The sequence below is a fragment of the Pseudomonas sp. L5B5 genome, assembly GCF_020520285.1.
Lineage (GTDB): Bacteria > Pseudomonadota > Gammaproteobacteria > Pseudomonadales > Pseudomonadaceae > Aquipseudomonas.
This window is the reverse complement of the sequence record NZ_CP084742.1, coordinates 2,438,338-2,452,862: the sequence shown is the minus strand read 5'-3', so window position 1 is coordinate 2,452,862 and position 14,525 is coordinate 2,438,338. Positions and strand designations below refer to the sequence as shown.

Here is a 14,525-nt window from a genome sequence, read left to right as displayed (position 1 = left end):
TCGGGCAAGCCCGTTGTCAGGGGCGGCGCAGGGTTTTCTGGCGCAGGATGTAGATACTCACCAGCACGGCGCTGGTGAGCATGAAGCCCCGGGCCCAGGGCAGTGGCACCAGATAACAGGACAGGCCGATGCTCAGCCACATCAGCCCGATCGCATAGACCTTGCCCTTGAGCGGAATGCCATTGCCATCCAGGTAATCGCGGATCCAGGGACCCAGGCGCGGATGATCTACCAGCCATTGGTAGAAACGTGGAGAACTGCGGGCGAAGCAGGCCGCCGCGAGCAGCAGGAAGGGAGTGGTGGGCAGCACCGGGAGGAAGATGCCGATGACCCCCAGCGCTACGCTCGACCAGCCGATGGCCAGCAGAACGTAACGCAACAGCAGGGGGCGTTGGCCTATGGGCTTGGCCATAGGCTCAGGCTCAATGGTGACGGGGCTTGAGCAGTGCGGGTTTCTCGTCGGGAGCATTGCACAGCAGGTACAACGCCGTCAGCGCCTCGGGAATCTGCACGATCATGTCGTCCATCAGGTTGGCGTCGTTGGCGATGTCGGAGAACTCGGGCTGCTCGTCGAACAAGCCGGAACCCACCATGATCGGCAGCAGCATCTCGCTGACTTCTTCTTCGGCGGTTTCGAACCAGGCCGCTTCACGCAGGAACACCCCTTCCATGAAACCGATGCACCAGCCGCGTAGGTCGGAGTCGTCCGGGTCGTCGCCCAGGTCGAGGTCGCACGGCAGCTCGAATTCTTCGTCGGAGGCCAGCTGGCGCGCGATGTGCGCCTTGAGGGCCAGCAGGGTCGACTCGATCGCTTCGCGCTCGGCGTCGTCGCGGTAGTGGGGCTCCTCGGCGAACAGGGTGTCGATCCATTCACGCTCTGGAACGCTTTCCGAGCAGATCGACAGCGCGGTCAGGTAGCCGTGAGCGGCCACGTAGTCCAGCGCCTCGTCGTGCAGATCATCTGCATCGAGGAAGACTTGCAGGCGGGTTAGTTGCTCAGCGAAGGACATTGACGGCTACCTTGGGGAATAAACGATGCTGAATTCTAGGCTTTCTTGAGCGCTCAAGCCAGCCACGAGGCAGATTCGAAAGGTTCCAAAGGTTACCAGTGGTCCATTGTCGGCACCCTCTGCAAGGGAGGGCTCGGGTATACTCGCGCGTTTCGTGTGACCCAGCAGGCCGATAACGAGGCCGCACCCGTCGCCCATGCAGCTGCCGATCGATCCCAGGCGGCTGTGCAAGGGGCGCTGCGGCCAGGCAGCAACCTTGCACAGGCTTGTCGCAGAGGCGAGCGGGCAACGGCGGCCTCCTGGTGATTTCAGCAATTTTTGGAGTTTTTCATGCTCGAACAGGCTCAGCGCGTCCTCAAGGACATCTTTGGCTACGACAGTTTCCGTGGTCGCCAGGGTGCGATCATTGAGCGCGTGGCCAGCGGCGGTGATGCGCTGGTGCTGATGCCCACCGGTGGTGGCAAGTCCCTGTGCTTCCAGGTGCCGGCGCTGCTGCGTCCGGGCCTGGCGGTGGTGGTGTCGCCACTGATCGCGCTGATGGACGACCAGGTGGCGACGCTGGAGGAACTGGGCGTCGCGGCTGCGGCCCTGAACTCCACCCTGAGCCCGGAGCAGCAGCGTGACCTGGCGGCGCGTATCCGCCGTGGCGAAGTGAAAATGCTCTACCTCGCTCCCGAGCGGCTGGTCCAGCCGCGGATGCTGGCGTTCCTGCAGAGCCTGGACATCGCCCTGTTCGCCATCGATGAAGCCCATTGCGTCTCCCAGTGGGGACATGACTTCCGACCCGAGTACCTGCAGTTGGGGCAATTGGCGGAAATGTTCCCCGAGGTGCCGCGTATTGCCCTGACGGCCACCGCCGACAAGCGGACCCGCGAAGAGATCGTCAATCGCCTGCACCTGCAGGACGCCGAGCGTTTCCTGTCCAGTTTCGATCGGCCGAACATCTTCTATCGCATCGTGCCCAAGGAGCAGCCGCGCAAGCAGTTGCAGGCCTTTCTCAACGAGCGGCGCAGCGATGCCGGGATCGTCTACTGCCTGTCGCGCAAGAAGGTCGACGAGGTGGCAGCGTTCCTCTGTGAGCAGGGTTTTACCGCGTTGCCCTATCACGCAGGGTTGCCCAACGAACTGCGCGCCTATCACCAGAAACGCTTCCTCAACGAGGAAGGCCTGATCATGGTGGCGACCATTGCCTTCGGCATGGGCATCGACAAGCCCAACGTGCGTTTTGTCGCCCACATGGACCTGCCCAAGTCCCTGGAGGCGTACTACCAGGAGACCGGGCGTGCCGGTCGCGACGGCTTGCCGGCCGATGCCTGGATGGCCTATGGGCTGCAGGACGTGCTGATGCTCAAGCAGATGCTGCAGAACTCCGAAGGCGACGAGCGTCACAAGCGCCTTGAACAGCACAAGCTCGATGCAATGCTGGCGTTGTGCGAGGAAACCCGCTGCCGCCGTCAGTCGCTGCTGGCCTATTTCGACGAAGACATGCCGCAGCCCTGTGGCCACTGCGACAATTGCGTCGATGGGGTACAGACCTGGGATGCCACCGAGCCGGCGCGCCAGGCGCTGTCGGCCATCTACCGCACCGGCCAGCGCTACGGCGTCGGTCACCTGGTGGATGTGCTGCTGGGCAAGGACACGGAAAAGGTCCGCAGCTTCGGCCACCAGCACCTGGCGGTGTTCGGTGTTGGCAAGGCGCGCAGCGAAGGGGAGTGGCGTTCGCTGTTCCGCCAGTTGGTGGCCCGCGGGCTGGCGGACATCGACCTGGAAGGTTATGGCGGCCTGCGCTTGAGCGATAGTTGCCGCCCGCTGCTCAAGGGCGAAGTCACCCTGGAGCTGCGTCGTGACCTCAAGCCGCAAACCACGGCCAAGAGCAGCAGCCAGGCCAGCCAGCTGGTACGGGGCGAGGAGCGCGAGCAGTGGGAGGCGCTGCGGGTGTTGCGGCGCAAGCTGGCGGAAGAGCACGGTGTGCCACCCTATGTCATTTTCCCTGATTCGACCTTGCTCGAGATGCTTCGCAGCCAGCCTGGCTCCATGGCCGAGATGGCCCGGGTCAGCGGCGTCGGTGCCCGCAAGCTGGAGCGCTACGGAGCGGCGTTCCTCGACGTGCTGGGTGGGGCAGGTGAGGCTCCTAAGGTGGTCGCCGATATTCGCCATGAGCTGATTACCCTGGCCCGTGCGGGAATGACCCCGGTGCAGATCGCCGGCCAGTTGCAGTGCACGGAAAAGAACGTCTACACCTTGCTGGCCGAAGCCATCGGCAAGCAGCAGTTGTCCCTGGAGCAGGCGCTGGACCTGCCCGAGGATTTGCTGGGGGAGATCCAGGACGCGTTTCTCGACGGCGAGGGCGAGTTGCCGCCGGTGGCCGAAGTGATCGAGCTGTTTGCCGGGCGGGTGCCCGAAGGAGTCTTGTATTGCGTGCGTGCGGCATTGCAGTCGGAGTTCGAGGTTTAACCCGGGTGCGTCAATGTTGTAACGATTCAGTGCCTTACAGAACTTGCCTACTGGCAAGGGGCATGCTTAGCTGACTAATAATTAGTTTTTCTTTATTTTCAGCCTGATCATGAGTGTTTTATGCCGTTGACCGATGAACACCGTTTTGGCATGCAGCTGGCGCATATGTCCCGCGGCTGGCGTGCTGAACTGGACCGCCGCCTGGCCGGTCTGGGCCTGTCCCAGGCTCGTTGGCTGGTGCTGTTGCACCTGGCCCGTTTCGAAGAACCGCCGACCCAGCGCGAGCTGGCGCAAAGTGTCGGTGTGGAAGGACCTACCCTGGCCCGCCTGCTCGATAGCCTGGAAACCCAGGGCCTGGTCCAGCGTCAATCCGTGATGGAAGATCGCCGGGCGAAGAAGATCGTCCTCTGTCCTTCGGCGCGTCCCCTGATCGACCAGATCGAAACCATTGCCACTGCCTTGCGCCATGAGCTGTTCATTGGCGTCGACGAAGAAGACATGCGGGTCTGCATGCGGGTCCACGGGCGCATCCTGGCCAACCTGGAAAAGTCCTGAAGCCTTCGGCCGGGGTTGCCTGACCCCGGTTCCAGTCGTTTCCCCTTGCTGTTGATCCTGCCGATTGCAGGCCGGCGTGGCTGTGCACGCCTGTCAGAACGTCTGGCCCAGGTTCAGTGAGAGGGCCTTCTGGTTCTCATCGTTGAAGCCGTAGCTGAAGTTCAGCGGCCCCAGCGGCGTATCGAAGCCCAGGAAGATGCTGGCCGCGTTGATGTAGCCGCTATCGAAGACGTTGTCGTTGTTCCAGGCCCGGCCCCGTTCCAGCGAGCCCCCCAGGTACAGCGGAAAGTCCAGGGGCAGGTAGGAGCGTGGCGTCAGGCGGCGGAAGTACACCGCACGTGCCAGGCTGATGTTCTGTCCGGACAGGGCGTCCTCGCGGAACCCCGACAGCTGGCGGGCGCCCCCCAGGAGGAAGCTGGAGGTGACCACGTCGGCATTGTCCAGGGTCCGGCCATAGCGGCCGCCGAGGATAAAGGTGTTGGGGCCGCTGCTCAGCGCCTTGTCCAGCTTGAATTCCCACTGCCGGTAATGCTTGTCCGAGCCCAGGCCCGGTTCGAACTGGCGCAGGGTCAGGTGGATATCTTCGCCCGAATGAGGGAAGTAGACGTTGTCCAGGGAGTCGAAGGAATACTGGAGCTGGTAGTAACCCTCGCTAAAATTCAGCTTCGGCAGGTCCCGGTCGCCAATGCGCACGTCGGCGTTGCCCCAGGCTTCGCCCACACCGAAGCGCACCTCGCCGCTGTTGCCGATCTGCCGCCCCAGGTTGAGGCCGAAGCCGTAGCGCTCCACCCGATATTCGGCGATCGGGTCCTTGTCCAGCGCGGCCTCGACGTTCTGCGATTGAGCGGCGATGAACGGTGCGACGAAGTAGCGCGAACCGGCGTCCAGCGGCTGGTAGAACTCGCTGTACAGCTCCTGCCGGTCGCCGATCTGCAACCGCGTCAACCATTCCGCGCCGAGGCTGTTGATGCCGTTCATGCGGTAACTGGCGCCAATGTTGAAGGCGCTGTCGCCGCGCAAGTCATCGGACAGGCTCAGGCCCAGGCGCAGGTAGTCAGTACCGCTGCGCTTGCCCCGGGCGCTGATCACCAGGGTATTGTCCTGGCCCTTGTGGATCACCCGGTACTGCACCTGCTCGAAGAAATCCAGGCCGTACAGCGTGCCCATGTCGGTTTCCAGGCGGCCCAGGTCCAGGGGCTCGCCGATGTGCTGGCGAATGTAGTAGCGGATGACGTCGTCGCTGACCTTGGAATCGTTTTCCACCTTGATCCGGTTGATGATCGGCGTGCGCTGGCTGGGCTGGCGCGCAGCGGTGAGTTGTGCCGGCTGCGGGTGCTCCCGGCGCAAGGGCGCCAGGCGTGCGTCGAGGATGCGGGTGGCGCGGTAGCCGGCGTCGATTATCTCCTGGGCGCGGCCGAAGTCGGTGACACCGAACGCCGACAGCGCCGGCTGGATCAGTACATCGCCCTTGTGCAGCGCTGCCAGTTGCTCCTCGGAATTGCGCCGGGTCATCAGGGTGATCGACTGCGTCAGTACATCGACCACCGTATTGAGTTGCTGGCGCGAGCGCAGTGGAGTGCCGATGTCCACCACGATGGCGATGTCCACGCCCATTTCCCGGGCCACATCCAGGGGGATGTTGTCGGTCATGCCGCCGTCCACCAGCAGCCGGCCGTCGAGTTCCACCGGGGCGAACACCGCAGGGATCGACATGCTCGCGCGAATCACCTGGGGCAAGTGTCCCTTGCGAAACACCACCTTTTCACCGGTGGCGATATCGGTGGCCACTGCCCGGAACGGGATCGGCAACTGGTCGAAGTCGCGGGTGTCGCTGGCGTGGGCCAGCTTGCTCTCCAGCAGCAGGGCCAGGTTCTGCCCCTGGATCACCCCCAGTGGCAGGCCCAGGCTGCCATCGTCGCGGAAGCTGAGCTTCTGCTTGACCAGGAAATCCCGGTCGTCCTGCTTGCGTCGAAAGGGCACGTCTTCCCGTGGCGGTGCATCGGACAGGGCCTGTTTCCAGTCGATTCCCAGGGCGAGCTTTTCCAGTTCGTCGATCTGGTAGCCCGAGGCATAGAGCCCGCCGATCACCGCGCCCATGCTGGTGCCGGCAATTGCGTCGATGCGAATGCCTTGCTCTTCCAGGGCCTTGAGTACCCCGACATGGGCCAGGCCGCGGGCTGCGCCACCGGACAGCACCAGGCCGATCTTCGGGCGCGGGGGCTCGGCGGATTGGGTGATCAGGGGCAGCAGGCAGAGCAACAGGCAAGACAGCAGACGGCGCATCAGGCTTCTCGGGGCTGGCGATAAAGCCGGCTATTATAGCGACGCCCTCGCTCTCAGGACCCGGCCCTACCATGACTGAACGTAAACCCGAAGTGATCATCACCTATTGCACCCAGTGCCAGTGGCTGTTGCGTGCGGCGTGGCTGGCCCAGGAGCTGCTGAGCACCTTCAGCGACGACCTGGGCAAGGTCTCCCTGGAGCCCGCCACCGGTGGCACTTTCCGTATCCAGTGCGATGGCGTGCAGATCTGGGAGCGCAAGGCCGATGGCGGTTTTCCCGAGGCCAAGGTGCTCAAGCAGCGGGTTCGCGACTGCATCGATCCCGAGCGTGACCTGGGCCACAACGACCGCTCTCAGTGAGACCCGGCCTGGGCGGTTGCGCTCTTGCTGCCTGAGCCGGTGGACACGCGGCTCGAGACCACGATCGCGACAATGATCAAGGCCCCGCCCAGCAGCATGCGCAGGGTCGGGGTCTCGCCGAACAGCAGCCAGGCCACGGTGATCCCATAGACCGGCTCCAGGGTGAAGACCACCGCCGCAGTACGGGCCTTGATCACCGCCAGGCTGGCGACGAACAGGCTATGGGCCAGGCCGGTACAGAAGATGCCCAGCAGGCTGATCCACAGCCAGTCCATGGCGCGTACCTGGGCCAGTTCCGGTGCCGCCACTGGCAGCAGGCACAGGCCCACCACCAGGTTCTGGCACAGCGCCGCCTGCACTGCCGGAATTCGCCCCGAGCTGGCGCGGTTGTTCAGCGACAACAGGGCGAACAGCAGCCCCGAGGCCACGGACCAGAGCAGGCCGGTGGTGGCCTGGCTGGCCAGGTCGAAGTCCGGAGTGACCAGCACCAGCCCGATGCTCACCAGCGCCACCAGCAGGACCTCGTTGGCGCGGATCCGCTCGCGGAAGATCAGGCCCTCGAGAATCACCGTGAAGGCCGGGAAGCTGGCAAACCCCAGGGTGGCGATGGCTACGCCGGCGACCTTGACCGCAACGAAGAAACTGACCCAGTGACCGGCCAGCAGCAGGCCGCTGAGCAGCAGTCGCCAGCAGTCGCCGGCAGACAGCCTGCGCCACGGCGCGTTGTTGGCCAGGCGGGCGAAGAACGCCAGGGCGAGCACGGCAAAGGCCGCACGACCGAAGACGATGACCGCTGGTGAAGCCATGGCGAGTTTGCCCAGCACGCCGGTCAGGCCGAACATCAGTGCGCCGATATGCAGGGCGCCAAGGGCGGTACGCGGAGTCATGTTTTTCCTTAACGCAAGACGGCCATGACGGCCTGGACGATATCGGGCTCAGTCTACGAGTGCCGTGCCGGTGTCGTCTGTCGTGAGGCTGCCGGGTTTTGTCGAGCAACTCGCGTTCGCCCCCTGCCTGAGCTGCCGGGGCGAGCATCCGAACTCGCGCAGTATTGCGGCGGCGAAGGCGCTCTGGGAGCTGTAGCCCACGCAATGGGCGATCTCGCCGATGGGCAGCGGCGAGCCGCGCAACAACTCCAGGGCCATCTGCAGGCGTCGGCTGCGCAAGTACTCCATGGGCGTGCGCCCACATTCGGCGATGAAGCGCGCATGCAGGCGTGCGCCGGACAAACCGGCGATTCGCGCCAGGTCGGCTACCTGCAGTGGATGGGCGGCATGGCGATCGATATGGGCATTCAGGGCGGCGTAGGGCAGGCGCCGCTCGCCCGGCTGGCCGCAGGCGGGATGATTGAGGCTGGCCAGCAGCAATATGGCGCCTTGCTGGGCAATCAGCGGGTCGTCCACCGGGCTGTCCGCCAGCCAGTTGACCAGGCGGCTCTGGTTGGGCGCCAGGACCTGGCGCTGAGGGCTGTCGAGCAGTCGTCGGCTGGCCTCGGCATGCTCCCCAAGGGACTGGCCGAGCCAGTGTTCGCCAGGCACGTCGAGCACCAGGCACTGGCTGCCTCCGGGGCTGCCGCAGACATGCCGGGCACCGGCCGGCACCACCACGAAACTCTGCTGCCGCACCTGGCTGCCCTGGCCCTCGACTTCGAATTCGAGTTGGCCCGAAAGGCCGAACACCAGTTGTGCATGGTCGTGGCTGTGGGCGATGAGGTCGTGGCTGTAGTGGCGCAGGGTGAGGATAGATCCCATTGCGGTCTCCTAGGCAGGCCCGCAGTTTACACCGGCTGTCGGGCGTTTCGTGCTGTCATCGCACTGCCGCATATCTGTCATGGGCTATTAATCGCTGGGGCGCAAGCTCGCAAAAAATCCCGGAGAGCGTCCATGACCCATGCCGAACTCGCCAAGCCCAGCCGCAAGCAGCGGGTGCGCACCCTATGGATTTCCGATGTGCATCTGGGGACCCGGGATTGCCAGGCCGAGCACCTGGCGCGGTTTCTCAAGAGCTACCACGCCGACCGCATCTACCTGGTGGGTGACATCATCGACGGCTGGAAACTGCGCGGTGGCATGTACTGGCCCCAGGCCCATACCAATGTGATCCGTCGTTTGCTGACCATGAGCAAGCGCGGTACCGAGGTGATCTACGTCACCGGCAACCACGATGAATTCCTGCGCCGCTATTCCCGGCTGATCCTGGGCAATATCCAGCTGGTGGACGAGGCGGTGCACGTCACTGCGGACGGCCGCCACCTGCTGGTGATCCATGGCGACCAGTTCGACGTCATCACTCGTTATCACCGTTGGCTGGCATTTCTTGGCGATTCGGCCTACGAGTTCACCTTGACCCTCAATCGCTGGCTCAACCACTGGCGAGCGCGCTATGGCTACGGCTACTGGTCGCTGTCGGCCTATCTCAAGCACAAGGTGAAGACCGCCGTGAACTTTATCAGCGACTTCGAGGAAGCCATCGCCCACGAGTGCGTCAAGCGTGAGCTGCACGGGGTGGTCTGCGGCCATATTCACCATGCCGAGATCCGCAAGGTGGGCGAGGTGGAGTACCTCAACTGCGGGGATTGGGTCGAATCCTGCACGGCCCTGATCGAGCATTGGGACGGCAGCATCGAACTCTATCGCCTGGCCGAGCACCAGGCCCGTGAGGCCCAGCTCAAGGCCGAGCGCTTGAGGACGGCAGAACCGGCCTGAGCCCCGGGCCTTGCGACGGGCGTGGCCCGCGCGGGTCCCGCTCCGGGTGGCGCAGGTCATGCCCGCTGGCAGCATTCTCCTCCCAGCGGCAGTTACCGTCTCTAGAAGGGCACCTTGCCCAGAAGCATGTCACGGTACATGACAAAATCCCCCAGCAAGCTGTACAGCGGGTGCTGGAAAGTCGCTGGGCGGTTCTTCTCGAAGAAGAAATGCCCGGCCCAGGCAAAGCCGTAGCCGGCCACCGGCAATGCCAGCAGCAACAGCCAGGCACCTTTGCCAATGGCCAGGGCCAGAAGGAAAATCACCAGGGTAGTGCCGATGAAGTGCAAGCGCCGGCAGGTGCTGTCGCTGTGTTCGCCCAGGTAATAGGGGTAGAACTCGGCGAAGCTGTTGAACTGTCGAATGTTTTCCATGGCCGCGATCTCTGCGTTTGTTGTTCTGTGTGCGGATGCTCTGCGGGGAGCCTATTTGAGTCTAGAGTCCTTGGCGGCACAGGCCAGTGACAATAGGCGCCACTTTAGTATCCTTGGAAAATTGGCCGTAGCATGCGGCTCATCATGTAAGAACCTCTCATGAGCGAACGAACGACTTCTGCAAGCTGGACCCTGGGAATCGTCAAGGCCTTGGAGATGGACGGCCTGGATTGCCGGGCGTTGTTCAAGCAATTGGGACTCGACTACGGCGCCCTCGAAGACCCCGACGCGCGCTTCACCCAGGACTCGATGACCCGGCTGTGGCAGCGGGCCGTGCAGTTGTCCGGCAATCCGGCGATCGGTCTGAACATGGGCAAGGTGGTGCGCCCGGCCTCCTTTCATGTGGCCGGTTATGCCCTGATGTCGAGTCGCACCCTGGCCGAGGGTTTTCAGCGCCTGGTGCGCTACCAGAGGATCATCGCCGAAAGCGCCGACCTGAGTTTCCGCCTGTTGCCGGAAGGGTATGCGCTGATCCTGACGGTGCACGGCGATCACCTCCCACCAACCCGCCAGAGCGCCGAGGCCTCGCTGGCCTGTGCCCTGGCGCTGTGCGGCTGGCTCACCGGGCGTGACCTGCAACCACGCAAGGTGATGCTCCAGGGGCCTGCGCCGGAGGACCTTCAGCCCTACAAGGACATGTTCCATGCCCCGCTGATGTTCGCCGCGCCCTTCGATGCGCTGATCTTCGAGTGTGCCGACATGGAGACTCCCCTGCCCACGGCCAACGAGGCCATGGCGCTGCTGCATGACCGGTTTGCCGGTGAGTACCTGGCGCGTTTCTCCGAAAGCCGGGTGACCCACAAGGCGCGCCAGGTGTTATGCCGGCTGTTGCCCCAGGGCGAACCCAAGCGTGAGCGCGTGGCGCAGACCCTGCACCTGTCCCAGCGCACGCTGCAACGTCGGCTGCAGGAGGAAGGCACCAGCTTCCAGGCGCTGCTCGACGACACCCGGCGGGAGCTGGCCGAGCAATACCTGGCGCAACCGAACATGACCTTGCTGGAGATTGCCTACCTGCTGGGGTTCGCCGACCCGAGCAACTTCTTCCGGGCCTTCCGCCGCTGGTTCGATGTCACGCCCGGCGAATATCGGGCGCGCCTGGTGCAGTTGCCGACCTCGATCAATGACGCCAGAACGCCGGAATACACAGCACGAACACCGTGATGATCTCCAGGCGACCCAGGAGCATGCCCAGGGACAGGATCCACTTGGCGGCATCGGGCAGGGTGGAGAAGTTACCCGCCGGGCCGATGGTCTCCCCAAGACCCGGGCCCACTCCGGACACGGTGCTGGCCGCGCCGGTCAGGGCGGTCATCCAGTCCAGGCCCAGCAGCGACAGGGCCAGGGCGATCACGCAGATGGTGATGGCGAAGAAGAACGAGAAGGTCAGGATCGAGCGAACGATCTCCTCGTCCAGGCGATGGCCGTTGTACTTCTGCTTGATCACCGCCCGCGGGTGGATCAGCTGATTGAGGTTGGCCTTGAGCAGGATGTAGGCCACCTGGAAACGGAAGATCTTGATTCCGCCGGCAGTGGACCCCGAGCAACCACCGACGAACCCCAGGTAGAAGAACAGCATCAGCGAAAAGTTGCCCCACAGGCTGTAGTCGCCCAGGGCAAAGCCTGTGGTGGTGACCACCGAAGTCACGTTCAGCGCCACGTGGCGCAGGGCTTCGAGCCAGTGCAGGTTGGTGGTCCACCAGTACCAGGTACCGAGGATCAGCCAGGTCACCACGAGCATGGCCAGCAGTCCCTGGACCTGCTGGTCCCTGATCAGGGCACGGCGGTTGCCCCGCAGGGTCGCCACGTACAGGGTGAAGGGCAGGCTGCCGAGGATCATCACCAGTACGGCGACCCAGTGCACCGCCGGTTGCTTCCAGTGCGCCAGGGATTCGTCGGAGGTGGAGAAACCGCCGGTGGAGATGGCCGACATGGCATGGTTGATGGCGTCGAACACGTTCATTCCGGCCCACCAGAACGCCAGGCTGCCGATGATGGTGATGCCCACATAGGTCGCGACGATCAGCCGGGCCACCATGTGCGAGCGTGGCATGACCTTTTCCGAGCGATCCGAGGATTCGGTCTGGAACAGGCGCATGCCACCGATACGCAGCAGCGGCAGGATCGCCACCGCCATGCCGATGAAGCCGATGCCTCCCAGCCAGTGCAGCAATGAACGCCAGATCAGGATGCCGGGCGACATCTGGTCAAGGCCGCTGAGCACCGTGGAGCCAGTGGCAGTGATGCCGGACATGCTCTCGAAGAACGAGTCGGTGTAGCTGATGTGCTGTGTCAGCAGGAAGGGCAGCGCAGCGAAGATGCACACCACTACCCAGCTGGAGACGGTCAGCAGGTACATGTCCCGGGGACGCAGGTGCACGTGCTCGGGGCGACCCGGGATCACCAGGGTCAGGCCGGCGATGAAGGTGATCAGGCTGGCCCAGAGGAACGACGGCAAGTCGCCGGTACGTTCGAAGATCACCAGCGTGGCCATGGGCACGACCATGGCGATGGCCAGGGTGATCAGGAAGATGCCGATGATGAAACCAATGATCCTGAGGGTCGGCAACGCCATGTGTTGGGCTCGGGCAGGGAGGGGAAAGGCGCTCATTCTACCTGCGAGGCAGGGCATGTAAACCGGCACCCCGCCGGCAGATACCGCTAGAATAGCCGGACATTTTTTTCAGGAGGTGGCCGATGGAGGCTCTCGACGCTTTGCTCAACCGTGTTTCCGTGCCACGCCTGGTGGAACCTGCTCCTGACGCGCAGCAGCGCGAAGCCTTGTTCGCCGCCGCCCTGCGCGCGCCGGATCACGGCCAGCTGCGGCCGTGGCGCTTCCTGACGGTAGAGGGCGAGGCGCGGGATCGCCTGGGCGAACTGCTGGTCGAGGCGGTGCAGTTGCAGGGTGGCGAGGTGAACCAGGCGGCACTGGACAAGGCCCGGGCCATGCCGCTGCGCGCGCCCTTGGTGGTCGTGGTGGTCGCTCGCCTGCAGGAGCATGCCAAGGTCCCGCACAACGAGCAGCGGCTGGCGGCAGGCTGTGCGGCCCACGGCATCCTGCTGGCGGCCTACGCCCAGGGAGTCGGTGCGGTCTGGCGGACCGGCGAGCTGTCCTACTCGCCCCATGTAGCCAAGGGGCTGGGCCTGGCCGAAGGCGAAGAAGTCATCGCCTTCCTGTACCTGGGCACCCCGTTGAACGAGCCTCGGGTCGCGCCGAAGGTCGATACCCGCGAGTTCGTCAGCGCCTGGACCGCCAAGGCCTGATCTTTCCTGTCTGTCTCGCGGTCATCCTGCGGGCAAGTGCGTTGATGCCGATTCCGGCGGCAACGGCTTGCCCGTTTTGCATTCAGGCCTGAACCAGGGCATCGGCGGCCAGGGGCAATTCCAGGGTAGCGATGAAACCGCCCTGGGCATGGTTGTCCAGCGTCAAGCTGCCACCGTGGCGTTCTGCCGCTCGACGTGCAATGGCCAGGCCCAGGCCATGCCCCGCGGTGCTCTGCCCCGGGGCGCGAAAGAATGGCTCGCCCAACTGGCCCAGGTGCTCGACGGGTACGCCAGGGCCGTGATCGCGCACGCTGATCAGGATCCGTTCACCCTGGCGCTGGGCCCGAACCTCGATCGGTTGCCCGGCGGGACTGAAGCGCTGGGCATTGCGCAGCAGGTTGTCCAGGGCCCGTTCCAGCATGGTTGGCCAGCCACGCACGTGCAGTTGGGGCTGGGCATCGATCACCACCGATTGCTCGGGGCAAGCCAGCTGGGCGTCTTTGTGCAATGCCAGGAGCAGGGCGTTGAGGTCGACTTCCTCGGCACTGGCGTTGTCGGCATCGACCCGGGCCAGGACCAGGATCTCGCTGATCAGGGCTTCCAGGCGATCACATTCGCGGGTCAGTCGAGGCCAGAGCTGGTCTCGCTCCTCGGGGGCTGCCCGTTCCGCCAGCGCCAGTGCGATACGCAGGCGTGCCAGGGGTGAGCGCAGTTCATGGGAAACATCACGCAGCAGTTGGCGCTGGCTGCCGATCAGGCTCTGCAGGCGTGACCCCATGCGATTGAAGTCCTGCGCCAGCACGCCGAATTCGTCGCGGCGATTGGCCAGGCGCGCCAGGCTGTTCTGCTGGTAGGCGGCTTGTCCCAGGTCATGCACTGCACCGCGCAGACGGCTCAGGGGACGGGTAATGGACAGGGTCACCAGCAGGCTGAACAGGGTCAGTACCACCAGGGCGATGGCCAGCGCGCTCAAGGGCCAGGTCAGGCTGTCACGGTGCCAGGCGTCCAGTTCCGGATGGGGGATGCGATAGATGAACAGGTAGGTGTCGCTGGTGCGCGGGCTGGTGTACTCCGCCGTCAGGCGGCGCCAGGGCAGGCGTCGGTCATCGTTGTTCTGCCGGGCCTCGAAGACGGCTGCGCGGTGCGGGAAGGTGCCGCGCACCACCGGATCACCACTCTCGTTGAGCACCTGGACGTCGATGTGGTACTGGCGCTTGCGCTGCTGGAGGATGTCCTGGGCGGCATCCTCGCCTTGTTCCTCATAGGTTTGCGTCCATTGCTCGGCAAGGCCGTTCAGGCCCGGATGGCGACTGAGGATCCAGGTGTCCTGGTTGAGCATGTGGCCCAGCAGGATCGACAACCCGGCAACCAGGGTGATGGCCAGCCAGAAACTGGCCAGGACGCGCCAGAACAATGAACGCACGG

At 64.3% G+C, this 14,525-nt stretch carries 14 protein-coding genes; 6 read left to right on the top strand and 8 right to left on the bottom strand.

The features are described 5' to 3' along the window. Positions 1–16: 16 nt before the first annotated feature. Positions 17–412 carry a YbaN family protein gene (locus LGQ10_RS11095; RefSeq protein WP_226525553.1) on the bottom strand — a complete coding sequence of 132 codons (396 nt, stop codon included), beginning with the start codon at positions 410–412 and terminating at the stop codon, positions 17–19. Positions 413–422: 10 nt separating this feature from the next. Next, positions 423–1,010: a YecA family protein gene (locus LGQ10_RS11090; RefSeq protein ID WP_058438839.1), complete on the bottom strand. Its 588-nt coding sequence runs from the start codon at positions 1,008–1,010 to the stop codon at positions 423–425. A 330-nt stretch (positions 1,011–1,340) separates the two neighbouring features. On the opposite strand from LGQ10_RS11090, the gene recQ reads away from it, so the two are divergent. Next, complete coding sequence (gene recQ / locus LGQ10_RS11085; protein ID WP_226525552.1) at positions 1,341–3,464, top strand: DNA helicase RecQ; 2,124 nt, start codon at positions 1,341–1,343, stop codon at positions 3,462–3,464. A 120-nt stretch (positions 3,465–3,584) separates the two neighbouring features. Further along, a complete protein-coding gene (locus LGQ10_RS11080; protein ID WP_058438835.1) occupies positions 3,585–4,019 on the top strand; it encodes a MarR family transcriptional regulator in 435 nt (144 codons plus the stop codon). 93 nt (positions 4,020–4,112) lie between these two features. Here LGQ10_RS11080 and LGQ10_RS11075 read toward each other — a convergent pair whose 3' ends face one another. After that, entirely contained in the window at positions 4,113–6,302 is a 2,190-nt protein-coding gene (locus tag LGQ10_RS11075; protein ID WP_226525551.1) for a patatin-like phospholipase family protein, read from the bottom strand. Positions 6,303–6,373: 71 nt separating this feature from the next. Here LGQ10_RS11075 and LGQ10_RS11070 point away from each other — a divergent pair, with 71 nt between their 5' ends. Continuing rightward, positions 6,374–6,661: a SelT/SelW/SelH family protein gene (locus tag LGQ10_RS11070; RefSeq protein WP_058437487.1), complete on the top strand. Its 288-nt coding sequence runs from the start codon at positions 6,374–6,376 to the stop codon at positions 6,659–6,661. Here LGQ10_RS11070 and LGQ10_RS11065 read toward each other — a convergent pair. Together LGQ10_RS11065 and LGQ10_RS11060 are read right to left on the bottom strand one after the other, a co-directional pair. Then, positions 6,655–7,548 carry a DMT family transporter gene (locus LGQ10_RS11065; protein WP_226525550.1) on the bottom strand — a complete coding sequence of 298 codons (894 nt, stop codon included), beginning with the start codon at positions 7,546–7,548 and terminating at the stop codon, positions 6,655–6,657. The genes LGQ10_RS11070 and LGQ10_RS11065 overlap by 7 nt on opposite strands. Before the next feature lie 48 nt (positions 7,549–7,596). Continuing rightward, complete coding sequence (locus LGQ10_RS11060) at positions 7,597–8,412, bottom strand: AraC family transcriptional regulator (RefSeq protein WP_226525549.1); 816 nt, start codon at positions 8,410–8,412, stop codon at positions 7,597–7,599. Positions 8,413–8,544: 132 nt separating this feature from the next. On the opposite strand from LGQ10_RS11060, the gene LGQ10_RS11055 reads away from it, so the two are divergent. After that, positions 8,545–9,366 (top strand): UDP-2,3-diacylglucosamine diphosphatase, encoded by an 822-nt coding sequence (locus LGQ10_RS11055; RefSeq protein WP_226525548.1) that lies wholly within the window; start codon positions 8,545–8,547, stop codon positions 9,364–9,366. A 101-nt stretch (positions 9,367–9,467) separates the two neighbouring features. Here the strand turns inward: LGQ10_RS11055 and LGQ10_RS11050 are convergent, their stop codons facing one another. Next, positions 9,468–9,779, bottom strand: a complete 312-nt coding sequence (locus tag LGQ10_RS11050) for a DUF962 domain-containing protein (protein ID WP_226525547.1) — start codon at positions 9,777–9,779, stop codon at positions 9,468–9,470. 159 nt (positions 9,780–9,938) lie between these two features. Here LGQ10_RS11050 and LGQ10_RS11045 point away from each other — a divergent pair, with 159 nt between their 5' ends. Then, positions 9,939–11,000: an AraC family transcriptional regulator gene (locus LGQ10_RS11045; protein WP_226525546.1), complete on the top strand. Its 1,062-nt coding sequence runs from the start codon at positions 9,939–9,941 to the stop codon at positions 10,998–11,000. Here the strand turns inward: LGQ10_RS11045 and LGQ10_RS11040 are convergent. Next, positions 10,957–12,411, bottom strand: coding sequence for a TrkH family potassium uptake protein (locus LGQ10_RS11040; protein ID WP_226525545.1), 1,455 nt, complete (start codon positions 12,409–12,411; stop codon positions 10,957–10,959). The genes LGQ10_RS11045 and LGQ10_RS11040 overlap by 44 nt on opposite strands. A 122-nt stretch (positions 12,412–12,533) precedes the next feature. Here LGQ10_RS11040 and LGQ10_RS11035 point away from each other — a divergent pair, with 122 nt between their 5' ends. After that, positions 12,534–13,100: an NAD(P)H nitroreductase gene (locus LGQ10_RS11035; RefSeq protein ID WP_058435236.1), complete on the top strand. Its 567-nt coding sequence runs from the start codon at positions 12,534–12,536 to the stop codon at positions 13,098–13,100. 82 nt (positions 13,101–13,182) lie between these two features. On the opposite strand, the gene LGQ10_RS11030 is transcribed toward LGQ10_RS11035, so the two are convergent. Further along, positions 13,183–14,523 carry a sensor histidine kinase gene (locus LGQ10_RS11030; protein WP_058435237.1) on the bottom strand — a complete coding sequence of 447 codons (1,341 nt, stop codon included), beginning with the start codon at positions 14,521–14,523 and terminating at the stop codon, positions 13,183–13,185. Positions 14,524–14,525 lie beyond the last annotated feature (2 nt).